At 39.7% G+C, this 15,652-nt stretch carries 16 protein-coding genes and 2 pseudogenes; 6 read left to right on the top strand and 12 right to left on the bottom strand.

Annotated features, from left to right (window positions below):
* The first annotated feature begins 94 nt into the window (after positions 1-94).
* On the top strand, positions 95-394 hold the full coding sequence (locus SORDD27_RS03130) for a YbaB/EbfC family nucleoid-associated protein (RefSeq protein WP_000981515.1): 300 nt from the start codon (positions 95-97) through the stop codon (positions 392-394).
* 39 nt (positions 395-433) lie between these two features.
* Here SORDD27_RS03130 and SORDD27_RS03125 read toward each other — a convergent pair whose 3' ends face one another.
* From SORDD27_RS03125 to glmU, 7 genes and pseudogenes are all read right to left on the bottom strand, one after another.
* Positions 434-2,197 (bottom strand): glycerophosphoryl diester phosphodiesterase membrane domain-containing protein, encoded by a 1,764-nt coding sequence (locus SORDD27_RS03125; protein WP_061427252.1) that lies wholly within the window; start codon positions 2,195-2,197, stop codon positions 434-436.
* Between the two features lie 8 nt (positions 2,198-2,205).
* Positions 2,206-2,799 (bottom strand): 3'-5' exonuclease, encoded by a 594-nt coding sequence (locus SORDD27_RS03120; protein WP_061427250.1) that lies wholly within the window; start codon positions 2,797-2,799, stop codon positions 2,206-2,208.
* Between the two features lie 81 nt (positions 2,800-2,880).
* Positions 2,881-3,374 (bottom strand): annotated as a pseudogene (gene rocS / locus SORDD27_RS03115) (chromosome segregation protein RocS).
* 76 nt (positions 3,375-3,450) lie between these two features.
* Positions 3,451-4,143 carry a 5'-methylthioadenosine/adenosylhomocysteine nucleosidase gene (locus SORDD27_RS03110; RefSeq protein WP_061427248.1) on the bottom strand — a complete coding sequence of 231 codons (693 nt, stop codon included), beginning with the start codon at positions 4,141-4,143 and terminating at the stop codon, positions 3,451-3,453.
* A 15-nt stretch (positions 4,144-4,158) separates the two neighbouring features.
* On the bottom strand, positions 4,159-4,470 hold the full coding sequence (gene macP, locus SORDD27_RS03105) for a cell wall synthase accessory phosphoprotein MacP (RefSeq protein ID WP_000517868.1): 312 nt from the start codon (positions 4,468-4,470) through the stop codon (positions 4,159-4,161).
* An 11-nt stretch (positions 4,471-4,481) separates the two neighbouring features.
* Positions 4,482-5,027, bottom strand: a complete 546-nt coding sequence (locus tag SORDD27_RS03100; RefSeq protein ID WP_061427246.1) for an NUDIX hydrolase — start codon at positions 5,025-5,027, stop codon at positions 4,482-4,484.
* 9 nt (positions 5,028-5,036) lie between these two features.
* Positions 5,037-6,416, bottom strand: a complete 1,380-nt coding sequence (glmU, locus tag SORDD27_RS03095; protein WP_061427244.1) for a bifunctional UDP-N-acetylglucosamine diphosphorylase/glucosamine-1-phosphate N-acetyltransferase GlmU — start codon at positions 6,414-6,416, stop codon at positions 5,037-5,039.
* A gap of 155 nt (positions 6,417-6,571) precedes the next feature.
* On the opposite strand from glmU, the gene SORDD27_RS03090 reads away from it, so the two are divergent.
* From SORDD27_RS03090 to lysS, 5 genes are all read left to right on the top strand, one after another.
* The gene (locus tag SORDD27_RS03090; RefSeq protein ID WP_061427242.1) at positions 6,572-7,372 is read left to right on the top strand and encodes a glycoside hydrolase family 25 protein; all 801 of its coding nucleotides are present in this window, start codon (positions 6,572-6,574) and stop codon (positions 7,370-7,372) included.
* Positions 7,373-7,478: 106 nt separating this feature from the next.
* The gene (locus SORDD27_RS03085) at positions 7,479-8,321 is read left to right on the top strand and encodes a DUF368 domain-containing protein (protein ID WP_061428057.1); all 843 of its coding nucleotides are present in this window, start codon (positions 7,479-7,481) and stop codon (positions 8,319-8,321) included.
* Complete coding sequence (locus SORDD27_RS03080) at positions 8,321-8,803, top strand: aminoacyl-tRNA deacylase (RefSeq protein WP_061427240.1); 483 nt, start codon at positions 8,321-8,323, stop codon at positions 8,801-8,803. The genes SORDD27_RS03085 and SORDD27_RS03080 overlap by 1 nt, the downstream gene beginning before the upstream one ends.
* On the top strand, positions 8,803-9,426 hold the full coding sequence (locus SORDD27_RS03075; RefSeq protein WP_061427238.1) for a histidine phosphatase family protein: 624 nt from the start codon (positions 8,803-8,805) through the stop codon (positions 9,424-9,426). The genes SORDD27_RS03080 and SORDD27_RS03075 overlap by 1 nt, the downstream gene beginning before the upstream one ends.
* Positions 9,427-9,564: 138 nt before the next feature.
* Positions 9,565-11,055, top strand: coding sequence for a lysine--tRNA ligase (gene lysS, locus SORDD27_RS03070; protein WP_000102438.1), 1,491 nt, complete (start codon positions 9,565-9,567; stop codon positions 11,053-11,055).
* Positions 11,056-11,282: 227 nt separating this feature from the next.
* On the opposite strand, the pseudogene SORDD27_RS03060 reads toward lysS, so the two are convergent.
* The 5 genes and pseudogenes from SORDD27_RS03060 to SORDD27_RS03040 form a co-directional block, all read right to left on the bottom strand.
* Positions 11,283-12,121, bottom strand: a pseudogene (locus tag SORDD27_RS03060) (amino acid ABC transporter substrate-binding protein).
* Between the two features lie 15 nt (positions 12,122-12,136).
* A complete protein-coding gene (locus SORDD27_RS03055) occupies positions 12,137-12,766 on the bottom strand; it encodes an amino acid ABC transporter ATP-binding protein (protein WP_061427236.1) in 630 nt (209 codons plus the stop codon).
* Positions 12,767-12,776: 10 nt separating this feature from the next.
* Positions 12,777-13,418 carry an amino acid ABC transporter permease gene (locus tag SORDD27_RS03050; protein ID WP_000121157.1) on the bottom strand — a complete coding sequence of 214 codons (642 nt, stop codon included), beginning with the start codon at positions 13,416-13,418 and terminating at the stop codon, positions 12,777-12,779.
* Between the two features lie 136 nt (positions 13,419-13,554).
* On the bottom strand, positions 13,555-14,784 hold the full coding sequence (locus SORDD27_RS03045; protein ID WP_061427234.1) for a tetratricopeptide repeat protein: 1,230 nt from the start codon (positions 14,782-14,784) through the stop codon (positions 13,555-13,557).
* Positions 14,774-15,652, bottom strand: an 879-nt coding sequence (locus tag SORDD27_RS03040; protein ID WP_061427232.1) for an AI-2E family transporter, incomplete at its 5' end; no start/stop codon positions are given. The genes SORDD27_RS03045 and SORDD27_RS03040, both read right to left, overlap by 11 nt.

Raw genomic sequence — 15,652 nt, 5'->3', positions numbered from 1 at the left:
AATGTTGGCCATCTAAAACTAATAATAGACTTTTGCCCCTAAAATTGATAAAATAAAAAGGAAAATAATAGAAAAAAGGAAACTGTAAACCGCCATGATGAACATGCAAAACATGATGCGCCAAGCACAAAAACTTCAAAAACAAATGGAACAAAGCCAAGCAGAACTCGCTGCAATGGAATTTGTTGGAAAATCAGCTCAGGACCTTGTCCAAGCAACCCTAACCGGAGACAAAAAAGTTGTCAGCATTGACTTCAACCCAGCAGTTGTAGATCCAGAAGATCTCGAAACACTTTCTGACATGACTGCGCAAGCAATTAATGCTGCTCTTGAACAAATTGATGAAACGACTAAGAAGAAACTAGGAGCTTTCGCTGGAAAATTGCCTTTCTAATCCACAAAAAAAGAGAAACATCTGTTTCTCTTTTTTTTCTTAGAAATCAAAGAATTCCATTGCTTTCTTTAAGAGTAATTCCGTATATTCCGGATCGTCTTGAGCCATTGTGACTTGTGACTGGACCATTTCAAGATCATCAGTAATCATGCCATCTGCACCAAGACGAACGGCTTTATCAAATGCCTCCGAACCATTTACTGTCCAAACATAGAGTCTCTGATCAGTTGTCCAGAGTTTATTGACAAAGTATTCATCCAAAGTCGAGTACTCCATAGTGTAACCCGTTGCCTTGGTTCTTGGGAAGATACTGTTATAGGGAAGAATAAAGTAAACTGGAATTTCAGAATCATAAGTCAACACTTTATCAATCACATGGTAGTCTAGTGATTGCATCTGATGTCCATATTTCTTGATAGTCGCCCCATACTTTTCGAGGAAATGGTCCATCATTTGCGGACTATCTTTTTTACTGGTCTTAATCTCAATCAGCAATTTTTGGTTTAAAGCATTTGCACGCTCTAAATAGGCATCAAAGCTTGAAATCTTTGTTTGATAACCATTCTCGTAAATATCTGTATTTGTTAATTCATCCAGAGTCAAATCTTGCGGTGTAGCATTAATACCTGTTAAATTTTTGAGGTTAGCATCGTGCATCATCACGAACTGACCGTCTTTCGTTTCCTGCACATCCATTTCGATGAGATCTGGTTTTAGTTGAGCTGTTTTTTCTAAAGACTGCACAGTATTTTGAACACCGTTTTTATTACTTACTCCTCTATGCGAAATCACTAAAGGTGTATTGGTATCCGGAGATTCTAGATAAACGTAGCCTTCTATGGCAAAGATGATGCTTGCACACCCCATGACACCCCATCTCATCAGATGATCTTTCTTTCGCCTTGGCATGATCTCCAACTCCTCTCCTGTAAGGAAGGAAACAAACTTCACTAGGAAATAAGTCAGGGTCATGTAATGGAAATTTTTAATCAAGACAAAATTAATCACACCGAGAATCAAGGACTCTTTTTGAGTTAGATTATCCATCACTGCTTGCGCAAAAAGCAAAGGAATTAACAAACCAAAGAAGAAGAGATAGGTTTTAATGATAATGAGTAAGAGATGCCAAGAGAAGAAAAGGACATTTTTCTTTGTCTTTTGGAGACTATATTTCACACTTTCTCTTACGGTCTTTCTTTCAAAGAGAATCTTAGGAAGGGCAAACATAAATCGGACAGAGATGTAGAGAAAGATCCAAGCGGATGCTATGATCATCAGACCTACCAGCCAATGCTTACCTTCCCAATAATTCACAATAAAATCAGGGATAATAATTTTGTTGAGGTAGTAGATTTTTAAAATCTTACGGATGAACGGGAAAAGCAAAGCAATGTAAAAAAAGACAAAGGCCATCTTACAAAAGCTCAATCGCTTAACGAATAGAAAGCTCTGTTGAAATACTTTTCTACTATACTCAATTAAAGTTCTCTTTTCATGATAGAGAAGGTGACGAGCCCCGATAAACAAAAGACAAATCTGGAAATAGGCAACCAAGAGATTGATTGCAATTAAGATGAGAAAGGCTAAACTAATAAAAGGCGAGCCTTGTATAATCGCCCAAAAGTTATTGTAGGAGATAAACAAATAACCGGTTTGTCTCAGAAGGATGCCAGCAATCCATGAATTTAATGGTAGCCAGACAAACTCAACCATCATAAATATCAAGAAAAATAGAAATAAAATCTTATCTAGGTTATAGTATATCTTCCTAAAACCTAGCTTTTTAGGTTTTTCAGGTTTCATAAGCACTCCTAGTCTATAAATTGGGATAAATCTAAGCCACCAAAAGGATTATTCATAGAAAAACTACTCTGGTCTTCTATTAATAGCTTTCCTTCATCTGATTCCAAAAAAGCTTCGTAAACACGCGCCGTCATGCGGGCATCCTCTAAACTGTTATGAGACTTCCCGTGAAAGCCTAAAAAATTCGCTACAGTTTGTAATTTAAGATTGGCTATGCCGTGTAAATCAGAACTACGGCGTTCAAAAGCCTCATCATATAGGTCGACCTTATACTGGTCACGATAATCAATGCCATGCTCCAAGAGAATAGGCAAATCACTCTTAGCTGCATTGTAACCAACAATAGGTAAGTCGCCAACAAATGCTTGAAAGTCCTTTAAAACTTGTTCTACTTTTGGCGCATCTTTCAAGGTTTCAGCTGTGATTCCAGTCAAACCATTGATAAAACTCTTCAATGGTGCTGTAGTATAAACATAAGAATCAAAAGCAGCACTTTCTTGTCCATCTTGAAAGCGGACTGCTGATACTTGAATTAAATGGGTAACCCCCTCGTGTTGATTGAATTCCAAATCAAAGGCGATATAATCTCTTAATTTTTCCATTATTTACCTCAATTACTACCCAAACTAAACTATAAATAATAAAAGAAGCCATTAGGTTAGTGAGTAACCCAAACAGCTTCTTTATTTTCCTCCAAAAAGGCGAGCAAAAAAGCCTTTTTTGGTTGCTTGGACTTCTTCTTTTGCTTGGTCCAACTCGAGTTTCAAGGTTTCTTGATCCTTCATGGCTTGAAGAGTTAACTGTTGCTGTTGGTCCAACTGTTTGTCCTTTTCAGCAATCTGGCGGTCTTTGATACGCATCTGTTCATCTTTTTCTGATAACTGGCGGTCTTTTGCCTTGAGCTGCTCGTACAAGCGAAGAATTTCAGCGTTTTTCTCATCGACCAAGATTTCCATCAGTTCACGTTGTTTGACATCATCACTGACTGGTTCATCTTCAAAAATCGTTTTTTTGTAGATTTCTTCTAGCTTGATCAAGCCACTTCGAGTAACTACAGTTACACCTTTGTCATTTTTTTCGTGTCCTCTTCTGGAAGTTCTTTGACACGATTGTTGATTGCTTGACGAGATAGTCCTAAGACCTCTGCAATCTCACTGACGGTCATTTCAATACTCATAATATCCTCTGAAACGTTTTCTAGCTTTTCTTTATTTAAATCTTATCATAAGCTAGATAAACTGTCAAATTTCCGCTTAGTCTAAAGCCTTTAAAAAGGCTAGTAATACTTGGGCAGAACGACGTCCAGCTTCGATAATAAACTCATCAAAAGAGATAGAGGCTTCATGATTGGCATTGTCACTCATAGCACGAATGACTAGGAAAGGTAGGCCAAGAGCCTGAGCCGCTTGAGCAATGGCTGCACCCTCCATTTCAACTGCTAAAACATCCGGAAAGTGGGATTTGATACTAGCAATCTTATCATCCCCAGCTATAAAGCTATCTCCTGTAGCAATCAAACCTAGGTGCCATGTCTGTTCTAACTGAGATAAGTTTTCTTTAATCCTAGCGATAAACTTCTTATCGGATTCAAAGTAAAGAGGTTGACCAGCCATTTGACCATAAGCATAACCAAAAGCAGTCACATCCACATCATGATAAGCCAACTTATCCGCAATCACTATATCTCCAACAGCAATCCCTTCGGCAAGAGCACCTGCTGATCCCGTATTGATGATAGCTTCTACCTGAAAATGGTCAGCTAGAATAGCTACACTCATAGCCGACATGACCTTCCCAATCCCACTCTGAACTAGGACAACTTCTGTCTTGCCAACAGAGCCAGTGTAGTAGGTATTTCCAAGGACTTGGACTTCTTGAGGTTTATCCAAATTCTGAGTCAAATATACGAGTTCTTCTGGCATGGCAGCAATGATTCCAATTTTCATTTCAAGTCCTTTCAATTACAAGAGTTTCATCGCTAAAATTAACAAAATCAAAAGTAGGATGACTGCAAACAAGATACGATTGAGTTTCGAATTAAAAACATTTCTCTTGGTATTCTCAATGCGGCGACTCTTATGAATCGTTGGTTCTACTTCGATTGTAAGTGTATCTTGACTAAAACCGTGGTCTCTAGAACGTGAATAACCAAAATGTTGTGATGCAGTAGGCAGGATTTTGGTTTCCTCATCATCTTGAAGAGGTGGTCCTGAGATTTTCTCACCACGATTGGCACGTTCAATCATTTCATCTGTTAATAAAGGTTTTCCCATGGGTTGCTCCTCTATTTCTTTTGTAGTTCCCAGTACTGGATTGCCATGATAGTCTTAGCATCACAGATATGACCTGACTGGATCAGGTTCTTGGCCTCCTCTAGACTCACTTCTAGAACCTCCAAGGTTTCATCATCGTCTTGCGGACGAGGATTATCTACCTTAGTCAAATCACTTGCTAGGTAGAGTTTCAATTTTTCATTACAAAAACCAATCGCAGAATAGAAATCATACAACAGTTCTAACTTAGCCGTGTAGGCAACTTCTTCTTCCAATTCACGAAGTGCAGCTGCCATTGGATCTGCATTTTCACCAGTTTCCAGTTTTCCTGCGGGAATCTCATAAGAAACAGCCTCAATGGCCTTTCTATATTGCTTAACGAGTACAATTTTATCCTCAGCTGTCACAGCTAGAACACAAACGGCTCCATTGTGAAAAATTAAATCACGTTGGGCAGTACCTTTGCCTTCTGGCAGTTCTACCTGATCTTGCACCAGTTTAAAGATAGGGCCTTGATAGATTTCTTTTCGACTAAGCGTTTTTTCTTCAAATTCCATAATCGACTCCTACTGGTTCTTAGGATGATGAGGCAAGCGCCTTGCGTACTCATCCTTGTTAACTTGTCGTCCACGTCCAACTGCGATAGCATCCGCAGGTACATTCTTGGTAATGGTTGAACCAGCTCCAACCAGAGAATTATCTCCAAGTTCTACAGGAGCGATGATGGTTGAATTTGAACCAACAAAGACATTGTTGCCAATCACGGTCTTATATTTGTTTTTACCGTCATAGTTTACTGTAATCGTACCAGCACCAAAGTTAACATGGCTGCCTACTTCACTGTTTCCGATATAGGTTAAATGACCTGCCTTGGTATTTTCACCGATTGAAGAACCTTTGACTTCTACGAAGTTTCCAATATGAACCTGAGAAGCTAGGCTTGAACCTGGTCGGATATGGGCATAAGGACCTACAGTCACGCCATCTGAAACTGTACTTTCCTCTATCATGGAATTCGTAATCACAGCCCCAGCTCCAATATTACTATCCACAATATAAGTTCCATTTGTTAAAACAGTCTCTGCCCCAATCTTCGTTTGACCTTTTAAGGTAACATTAGCTTCGATTTGGACCTCAGGAGCAATCTCAACATCAATGTCGATGTAGGTTGCTTCTGGATTGACAAAGCTGACGCCGTTAACCATGTGCTTTTGATTGATACGGCGTCGCATCACTGCTTCTGCAGTCGCAAGAGCTACACGGTCATTTACCCCAAGACTTTCATCAAAGTCTTTCAGAGTATAGGCACCAACCTTCTCACCAGCCTCACGGAAAATACCAATCACATCGGTAATATAGTACTCTCCTTGAGCGTTGTTGGTGTTGATATTTTTAAGGGCTTCAAAAAGACGTTGGTTATCAAAAACGTAAGTTCCTGTATTGATTTCCTTGATTTGTTTTTCAAAGTCTGAGGCATCTTTTTGCTCAACAATACGAAGAACTTCTGCATTATCGTTACGGACAATTCGACCGTATCCAAAAGGATTTGCCGCTTCAGCTGTTAAAATAGTCGCCACATTTTTGTGATTGATATGGAAATCTAAGAGGTTTTTCAAGCTTTCACCTGTAATCAGAGGAGTGTCTCCAGCGATAACCAAGGTGTGGCCTGTACGATTTTGGAGAATAGGCTCTGCCATCATGACAGCATGCCCAGTTCCTAGTTGTTCTGATTGGGTAACAAAGTCTGTCTGACCGGCTAATACTTGCTCAACTAGCTCTGCCTTGTGACCAACTACAGTAACTGTTTTTTCAGGTTGAATAGCACCAACACTACGAAAAACATGTTCCAACATCGAAATTCCAGCTACTTTGTGAAGTACCTTTGGAAGATCTGATTTCATGCGAGTACCTTTACCCGCTGCTAGAATAATGGCATAATTTGACATAATCTTCTCTTTTCTCTAGAAATTCCCTTATATTATACCATAATTTAGTTTCTTAGGAGTAAACAAACAAAGAAATAGGGAAAAGACGCCCATATATTCACTTTTTCCGATGTTTTCTTTGATTTTTTTACCTATTTACGTTAAACTATTTAAATATGAGAAAAAAGATTCATCCAGCTATTATTTTTATTTTATTTACTATATTTATAGCTATTTTGATCCTCAATAGACCAACTTATGAAGACCATCCTATCAAGTCAAAACCCAATGCAGTCCAGGTTGAAAATCAGGCCTTGCATAATCTTGACAAACCTATTATTGATGTCTCTGGTTGGCAAAGACCTGAGGAAATCAACTACGATACCTTGTCTCAAAATATTTCAGGTGTTATTGTTCGCGTCCACAATGGGGCTCAACATACTGAAAAAAATGATGCCGCTTATGCCAATGGTATTGATAAAGCCTATAAAAGTCATATTACAGAATTTCAAAAGCGTAATGTCCCAGTTGGAGTCTATGCCTATCTAGCTAGCCCCAGCAAGGAGGAAATGGAAAAAGCCGCTGAAGTTTTCTATAATGCTGCTTCTCCTTACAACCCTAGTTACTATTGGTTGGACGTGGAAGAAAAAACAATGTCTGATATGAATGAAGGGGTTGAAGCCTTTCGTGCTAAACTGGAATCTTTAGGTGCTAAAAACATCGGCATCTATATTGGAGTTTACTTCATGCAAGAACACAGTATCAATACAGATAAGTTTACTGCTATTTGGATTCCTTCCTACGGGACAGACTCTGGTTACTTTGAAACAACACCCAATACCAGTTTAGACTATGACCTCCATCAGTATACTTCAAAAGGAAGAATAGCTGGATTTGAGCATCATTTAGATATTAATCTCATTTCTACCTTGAAGGAAAAAGAAGAAACCTTCAGAAAACTATTTTTAAGACCATAAAACAAGTGAAAATTGCTCTCTTTTTCACTTGTTTTTTCATTTTCTTCTCGTCTGTGTTATAATTGATAGAATAGAGAAAGAATTTTATGAAATTGAGGATTTTATGATGTTTTCATGGATTGCAAGAGTTATTAAGGGAATCGTCATCGCCTTAGGATTTATCCTACCAGGAATTTCTGGCGGTGTTTTAGCAGCTATTTTGGGGATTTATGAGCGAATGATTCGCTTTCTGGCTCACCCCTTTAAGGATTTTAAAGAGAATGTCCTATACTTTATCCCAGTAGCAATCGGGATGTTGCTAGGCATTGGTTTGTTTTCTTATCCAATCGAGTATCTGCTAGAAAATTACCAAGTCTATGTTTTATGGAGTTTTGCTGGAGCTATCATCGGTACGGTTCCTAGTCTCCTTAAAGAATCTACTCGAGAATCTGATCGTGATAAGATTGACCTAGTCTGGTTCTGGACTACCTTTATCCTTTCAGGACTAGGGCTCTACGCGCTAAATTTTGTTGTAGGTTCTCTCAGTGCTAGTTTCGCTAGTTTCATCTTAGCGGGTGCTCTTTTAGCACTTGGTGTCTTGGTGCCTGGTTTAAGTCCGTCAAATCTACTCTTGATTTTAGGATTGTACGCTCCAATGCTAACTGGTTTTAAGACCTTTGATTTATTCGGTACTTTCCTTCCTATCGGAATTGGTGCAGGAGCAACTCTTATTATCTTTTCAAAATTAATGGACCATGCCTTAAACAACTACCACTCCCGTGTTTATCACTTTATTATTGGAATTGTGCTATCAAGCACCCTCTTGATTTTGATTCCAAATGCTGGAAATGCTGAAAGTATCCAATACACTGGACTATCTATCGTGAGTTATGTTCTCATCGCCTTCTTCTTTGCACTTGGCATTTGGCTTGGTATCTGGATGAGTCAATTGGAGGATAAATATAAATAATGGCAAAGAAAGTTAAGATTAAAAAAACCTTGGTTGAACAAATCTTGACCAAGGCGGGTATTGACCATACTGGTATTCAAATCAACGCGCTTGAGGGAGAACTTCCTTCGGAATATGATCGAACTCACATCTTTAAAACCTTGGCTCTGCTGGGTGATAAGACGGGGCCAATCATCGGAATCGTTCCCATAACAGAACACCTCGCTGAGAAAAAACTAGCAAAGGTTTCTGGTAATAAAAAAGTCAGCATGATTCCACAAAAAGACCTAGAAAAAACGACAGGCTATATTCATGGGGCTAATAACCCCGTCGGCATTCGCCAAAAACACAATTATCCTATTTTTATTGATCAGACTGCTTTGGATTTAGACAAAATGATTGTCTCTGCTGGAGAAGTCGGGCATAGTATCATCATCCGACCTCAAGACTTAGCCAGCTTTGTAAAAGCGGACTTTGCTGACATCTTGGAGGAAGACAACTGATGAAACTCTATTTTGTCCGCCATGGTCGCACCCTCTGGAATCTTGAAGGACGTTTTCAAGGTGCTAGCGGTGACTCTCCCCTTCTTCCAGAGTCCATTGACATCCTAAAACAACTGGGTCAACATCTCAAGGAAATTCATTTTGATACGATTTATTCTAGTGATTTACCCAGAGCAGTTAAGTCTGCTGAAATTATCCAAAGTCAACTCCAGTCCCCTTGTCCTTTAAAGAGCATTCCTGACCTACGTGAATGGCAACTTGGCAAACTAGAGGGATTAAAAATCGCTACGCTCAATGCCATCTACCCACAACAAATCAAGGCCTTTCGCTCTAATCTGGCTCAGTTTGATACGAGGATGTTTGAAGCCGAATCTCTCTACTCTACGACTCAGCGAACCATTCAGTTTATCAAATCTCTGAAAGAAAGTCCGGCTGAAAGAATTCTGATTGTCGGGCATGGGGCAAATCTCACTGCTAGCCTTCGTACACTTTTAGGCTATAAAGAAGCTCACCTCCGCAAAGATGGAGGCTTGGCCAATGCTAGTCTGACAGTTTTAGAGACCGATGATTTTGAAACCTTCACTCTGGAAAGATGGAATGACACTTCCTATCAAGAAAAATAATGGAACTTGATCTTAATAGTCAAGTTCTTTTTAGTTTTCAAAGAATATCCGTGAATTTCTCTGCTATTTATGATAAAATGGGAGTATCGCAAAAAATGACTCATCGTATCAAATTTTGAGTAAAATTAGGAGGAACCCATGTCTACAGAACATATGGAAGAACTAAATGACCAGCAGATCGTTCGCCGTGAAAAAATGGCTGCGCTCCGTGAACAAGGAATCGATCCCTTCGGAAAACGTTTTGAACGTACTGCTAACTCTCAAGAGCTTAAAGACAAATTTGCAGAACTTGATAAAGAACAATTACATGAATTAAACGAAACTGCTACTATCGCTGGACGCTTAGTAACTAAACGTGGTAAAGGGAAAGTCGGCTTTGCCCATCTTCAAGACCGCGAAGGTCAAATCCAGATCTACGTTCGTAAAGATGAAGTTGGTGAAGAAAACTACGAAATCTTCAAAAAGGCTGACCTTGGTGACTTCCTTGGTGTCGAAGGTGAAGTCATGCGTACAGATATGGGAGAACTTTCTATCAAGGCAACTCACATCACACACTTGTCTAAAGCACTTCGCCCGCTTCCTGAGAAATTCCACGGTTTGACTGACGTTGAAACAATTTATCGTAAACGTTACCTTGACTTGATTTCTAACCGTGAAAGCTTTGAACGCTTTGTCACTCGTTCAAAAATCATCTCTGAAATCCGTCGTTATCTAGACCAAAAAGGTTTCCTTGAAGTGGAAACACCTGTTCTTCATAATGAAGCCGGTGGTGCTGCTGCCCGTCCATTTATCACTCACCACAATGCCCAAAACATTGACATGGTGCTTCGCATCGCGACTGAGCTTCACTTGAAACGCCTTATCGTTGGGGGTATGGAACGTGTTTATGAAATTGGCCGTATCTTCCGTAACGAAGGAATGGATGCTACTCATAACCCTGAATTCACTTCTATCGAAGTTTACCAAGCTTATGCAGACTTCCAAGATATCATGGACTTAACTGAAGGTATTATCCAACACGCTGCTAAGGCAGTTAAGGGTGATGGTCCAGTTAACTACCAGGGCACTGAAATTAAGATCAACGAACCATTTAAACGTGTTCACATGGTGGATGCTATCAAAGAAATTACTGGTGTAGATTTCTGGCAAGACATGACTTTCGAGGAAGCTAAAGCTATCGCTGCTGAGAAGAAAGTTCCAGTTGAGAAACACTACACTGAAGTTGGTCACATCATCAATGCCTTCTTTGAAGAATTTGTTGAAGAAACCTTAATCCAACCAACTTTTGTCTACGGACATCCAGTAGCTGTGTCTCCACTCGCTAAGAAAAATCCTGAAGACGAACGCTTTACTGACCGTTTCGAGCTCTTTATCATGACTAAGGAATACGGTAATGCCTTTACTGAGTTAAACGACCCAATCGACCAACTTAGTCGCTTTGAAGCCCAAGCCAAAGCTAAAGAACTTGGTGACGATGAAGCAACAGGTATCGATTACGACTACATTGAAGCTCTTGAATACGGTATGCCACCAACAGGTGGTTTGGGAATCGGTATCGACCGTCTCTGCATGCTCCTCACTGATACAACTACTATCCGTGATGTATTGCTTTTCCCAACAATGAAATAATACTCTTCGAAAATCTCTTCAAACCACGTCAGCATTTCCTTGCCGTAGATATATGTTCCTGACTTTGTCAGTCTTATCTACAACCTCAAAACAGTGTTTTGAGTAGCCTGCGGCTAGCTTCGTAGTTTGCTCTTTGATTTTCATTGAGTATAAACCCTTATCCTCTGGTACTTGCCAGAGGATTTTTCGATACAAAAAGAGACTGATAAAAAACTCAATCTCTTTTCTTATTCTTGATTTTTAACTTGACTGGTGGCTACATCTTCCCCAAACCATTTCTGGCTGATTTCCTGAAATTTTCCTTCTTGGTATAGTGAGATAAAGGCTTGATTCAAAGCAGCTAGCAAAGTTTTATCAGCAGGTCTAACACCCACTGCAAAAGCTTCACTTTCAAATCCAGCTGAAAAGACACTGTAGTCATTTAATATTCCTTCAGACTGGAGATAATAATTGGCATATACCCGGTCAATCAACAAGGCATCAATCCGGTCATTTTTCAAATCAATTAAGGCTTCATTAAAACTTTGGTATTGATTGGCCTTCTGATCTTTTACTCGATTCTTGAGTAGTTCGGGTTGTCCTTCAAATTACAATAGCCAGAAGATCCAGCCTGGGCCCCTAAAACTTTGTCTGTCATATCCTGAATTGAGTGAATATTTTGAGACTTTTTAGAGACCAAAACTTGTTGATTTTCCATGTACGGAATGGTAAAGGCAACCTTCTCTTTCCGTTCATCTGTAGCTGTATAGCCATTCCAGATAGCATCAATAGTACCATTTTGTAGTTCGGTTTCTTTCATATCCCAGTCGATGGGTTGAAATTTAATCTGAATTCCTAGCTTTTCAGAGACAGCTTGGGCTAGGTCAATATCAAAACCTGCATACTGGCCATTCTTTTCCTCAAATCCCATGGGAACAAAGGTATTGTCAAATCCAATGGTAATGCTTCCCTGTTTTTGATATTTGGCCCAATTATCCTGATTTGGATCACTTGCCTTCTGAGTACAAGCCGTCAGGAAGAAGCTAAAGAACAGAGCAAGTACAAGGGCAATTTTCTTTCTCTTCATAGGCACCTCCTAGTCCTACTTTGGATCAACCTTAAGGATCTGATCAGCAATGTTTTCTGCAAACTGAAGATCGTGGGTCACAACAATCTGAGTCATCCCACGCTCTTTATTTTGAAGGATAAGTTTTTCTACTTCTAATCGCAATTCTGGATCTAAAGCTGATGTAGGCTCATCATATCCAATAATTTCTGGGTTTATCATCATAGCGCGTGCTAAAGCCACCCGTTGTTTTTGCCCACCTGAAAGTGAGAATGGAAAGGCATCTGCATGCCCAGCTAACCCAAGTTGTTCTAATAAACCACGCGCCTTCTTCTCAGCAACTTCCTTCGCCATGCTCATTGTTTTTATAGGCGACAGAGTTAAGTTATCTAGAACTGACAAATGCGGAAAGAGTTGAAAATCTTGGAAAACAAATCCCAGAAGATTGCGCTTTTCTAGTTCGTCTATAGCTAGCGATTCGCCGTTATAGTAGATTTCCCCCGAATCGATGGTTTCCAGTCCAGCTAGCATACGTAATAGGGTTGTCTTTCCGCCTCCTGATGGACCTACGATTGCAAGGATTTGCTTTTCAGGAATTGATAGGCTGAAATTGGTTAAGATTTGTTTGCCAGCAAAGGCCTTGTTAATGTTTCGTAATTCTAACATAGCAATCCTCCTATCTGTAATAACTGTACTTCTTCTCAAGTTTTTTCGCTACAATGGTTACAAGACCAATCATAATCAAATAAATCGCTCCAGCTAAAAACATAGGAACAAGACTAGCATCTCGATTGGCTGCTGTCCGACTTGCCAAAATCAAATCTGAAATCCCAAGGGCATAAACCAATGAAGTATCCTTGACCAAACTCATGATTTCATTAAAGACGCTCGGTAAGACAATCTTTGTAACTTGAGGAAGAATGATATAGCGAACTGTAGAAAAAGGGCTAAATTTTAACACTTTTGCGGCTTCATACTGCCCTTTGGGTATGGTTTCAATCCCTCCACGAAAGATTTCTGCAAAGTAGGCTGCATAGTTCAATACAAAAGCGATCACAGCAGCAGGCAAACGATCTAAACGAATCCCAATACTAGGGAGAACATAGTAAATAAAGATTAATTGCAAGAGCAAGGGAGTCCCTCGCATCACCCAAATATAAAGGTCAATCAGATAATGGAGGGGTTTCCAGCGGACTTGTAAAGCAAAGGCAACGACAATACCTAAAGGAATTGAAAAGATCAAGACCAGAGCAAAGACTTGAAGTGTCATACTTGCACCGTTCAATAAACTTGGTAATATCTCAAACATATAAGACATACTGCACCTCCTAAAAATTATTGTTCCTATTATAGCATAAATAAACAATTTAGCAAGGGTTTTTGTAAAAAAATTCTATTTTTCAAAAAAACGTATCTGCCAAATTGACGGATACGTTCTTTTAGAGAGATAACTTTTAAAGTGTTTCTAAGAGTTCTTGCATTTGAACATCATCTGGAACGAGTTTTAAATAAGCTTCAGCTTGTACTTTGGCTTCTTCAAAATACCCCAATTCACGTAAAAGATAAGTATACTGCTCCAGAAACTCAGGATTATCCTTGAGATCAGGCGATAGTTCCTGATAGAGCTCATAGGCCTTATCTAAATCCTCGATTTCCTGATAAGAACGGGCAATCATCCACTTGGTCAAGAGATTTTCAGGTTCTTGACTTTGCAGAGCGATGATATCTTCGTACCGCTCTTGTTCCATATAAATGGTTGCAAGGCGAAGGAAAATTTCTTCTGTATCCTCTGCATCATCTTTGGCAGTAAGAAGAAACTGCTCAGCACCACTAGGATCATGCAATTCATACGAAAACTGTGAAGCAGCTAGCAAGAGCCGAGTTTCAAATGGATTTTTCTCCAAACCTTGTTTAACGATACGAAGGGCCTCTTCCACCTGATGTTCCTTGTGCAATGCTTGACTATAACCATATTCATATCCTTCAAAATCAGGTGAAATAGTATCAATCTGCTTAAAGTAAAGAACAGATTTTTGATACTCTTCTTGGTCAAAGTAAAGACTAGCCAGTTCAAAGGCAGTTTGGTCATCGTATTCTAATTCTAAAGCTTTTTCTAAGAATTCAGTTGCAGCTTCAAACTTACCTAACTGGGCATAAGCGTAGCCAATTCGCTGATAGGTTGAGACACCCGTTTGCTCATAGATGGAGCGATTGTCTAATTGAGCATAGCCCTGAATAGCTTCCTGATAATTTCCTAACTCGCTATCCAACTCAGCCAAACCAAAAACTAATAAGGCATCGTCTGAGTAGTTTAGGGCTTCCAGTAACTTTTCACGCGCTACATCTGTCAATCCTTCCAACTGATAGAGGTCTGCCTTCAAGGCCAAGGCCGATACGTACCAGTCACTTTCGGGTGTGATTTCCTCAAGGTAAGCAAAGGCTTCCTCAACATTGCCATCCTCACTAGCAATGCTTGCTAAATTAAGATTCACTTCTGGAAATTCTGTAACGATATATTGGTAAATTTCTTTTGCTTGAGGATAAAAGCCAATTCCCTCTAGATATCTGGCTAGTTCGTAAAGAACTTCACTTGAATCTGTTTCGAGGGCTTTGTGAAAATACTGATCCGCTTTGGTTAAATCCTGTTCATCCAAAGCCTGGAGCATGCGTTGACTATTGTTCACTCTTGATTTCCTCCCCTTCTTCTTCATACAGACCGCTGACTTTTTTATACCAGTTAAAGATAGATGAGATAACGACCTTGGCAGAAGCATAGACAGGAATTCCCAGCAAGACTCCCCAAATACCAAACATGGAACCTGAAGTTAGGAGAACAAAGAGGACATTGATGGGATGGATGTTTAGCTGACTACCTAAAATAAGCGGAGAAACGAAGCGACCTTCAATCGTTTGTTCAACAATAAAGACAATAATCACTTTCAAAAGCATCACAGGTCCTGCAATCAAGCCCAAAACCAGAGCAGGCAACATCGCTAGAAAACTACCCAGGTAAGGTACTAGATTGAGGATACCAGCCGTGATACCAAGAGTCACAGCATATCTGAGACCAATAATCTTAAAGAAGATAATAAACATAATTGCCACGATAATAGCAACTGTAACCTGTCCTCTAACATAGTTTGACAACTGTTTATTAACATCTGACAAAACTTGTCCGACAGGTTCTTTTAACTTGTTTGGGATGAATTTAGTTAGGTAATCCCGCAAGCCTTTCCCATCTCTCAAAAGATAAAAGAGCATGAAGGGTACGATAATAACCGCTACAATGACCTGGGAAACGCTACTGATAAAGGCGCTAACCCAGTTAACAGCTTGAGAAGAGATTTTGCTGGCCCACATGGTCGCCTCACTAGAAACATTGGAAAGAACCTGCTCCAACTGTGGTCTAAAATCATCTGGCAAGCGTTTGGTTACAAGGTCATTGATCACCTTATCAGCATCTTCCAGATATGTCGGCACATTCTTCGCAAAATTTAAGACTTGGCGTTGCAGATTAGGAATTGCGACTGCCAGCCCCCAAATGATAAAGAG

This window comes from Streptococcus oralis (assembly GCF_001579025.1).
Classification (GTDB): Bacteria; Bacillota; Bacilli; order Lactobacillales; family Streptococcaceae; genus Streptococcus; species Streptococcus oralis_X.
Note: the sequence above shows the minus strand (reverse complement) of the source record. Positions and strands in the feature narration are given on the sequence as shown.

Coding starts and splice junctions, on each gene's coding strand:
- SORDD27_RS03125 (WP_061427252.1), bottom strand. CDS start 2,197: ATGAAACCTGAAAAACCTAAAAAGCTAGGTTTTAGGAAGATATACTAT.
- SORDD27_RS03050 (WP_000121157.1), bottom strand. CDS start 13,418: ATGTCTTATATGTTTGAGATATTACCAAGTTTATTGAACGGTGCAAGT.
- SORDD27_RS03100 (WP_061427246.1), bottom strand. CDS start 5,027: ATGGAATTTGAAGAAAAAACGCTTAGTCGAAAAGAAATCTATCAAGGC.
- glmU (WP_061427244.1), bottom strand. CDS start 6,416: ATGTCAAATTATGCCATTATTCTAGCAGCGGGTAAAGGTACTCGCATG.
- SORDD27_RS03130 (WP_000981515.1), top strand. CDS start 95: ATGATGAACATGCAAAACATGATGCGCCAAGCACAAAAACTTCAAAAA.
- macP (WP_000517868.1), bottom strand. CDS start 4,470: ATGGGAAAACCTTTATTAACAGATGAAATGATTGAACGTGCCAATCGT.
- SORDD27_RS03080 (WP_061427240.1), top strand. CDS start 8,321: ATGGCAAAGAAAGTTAAGATTAAAAAAACCTTGGTTGAACAAATCTTG.
- SORDD27_RS03110 (WP_061427248.1), bottom strand. CDS start 4,143: ATGAAAATTGGAATCATTGCTGCCATGCCAGAAGAACTCGTATATTTG.
- lysS (WP_000102438.1), top strand. CDS start 9,565: ATGTCTACAGAACATATGGAAGAACTAAATGACCAGCAGATCGTTCGC.
- SORDD27_RS03090 (WP_061427242.1), top strand. CDS start 6,572: ATGAGAAAAAAGATTCATCCAGCTATTATTTTTATTTTATTTACTATA.
- SORDD27_RS03055 (WP_061427236.1), bottom strand. CDS start 12,766: ATGTTAGAATTACGAAACATTAACAAGGCCTTTGCTGGCAAACAAATC.
- SORDD27_RS03075 (WP_061427238.1), top strand. CDS start 8,803: ATGAAACTCTATTTTGTCCGCCATGGTCGCACCCTCTGGAATCTTGAA.
- SORDD27_RS03120 (WP_061427250.1), bottom strand. CDS start 2,799: ATGGAAAAATTAAGAGATTATATCGCCTTTGATTTGGAATTCAATCAA.
- SORDD27_RS03085 (WP_061428057.1), top strand. CDS start 7,479: ATGTTTTCATGGATTGCAAGAGTTATTAAGGGAATCGTCATCGCCTTA.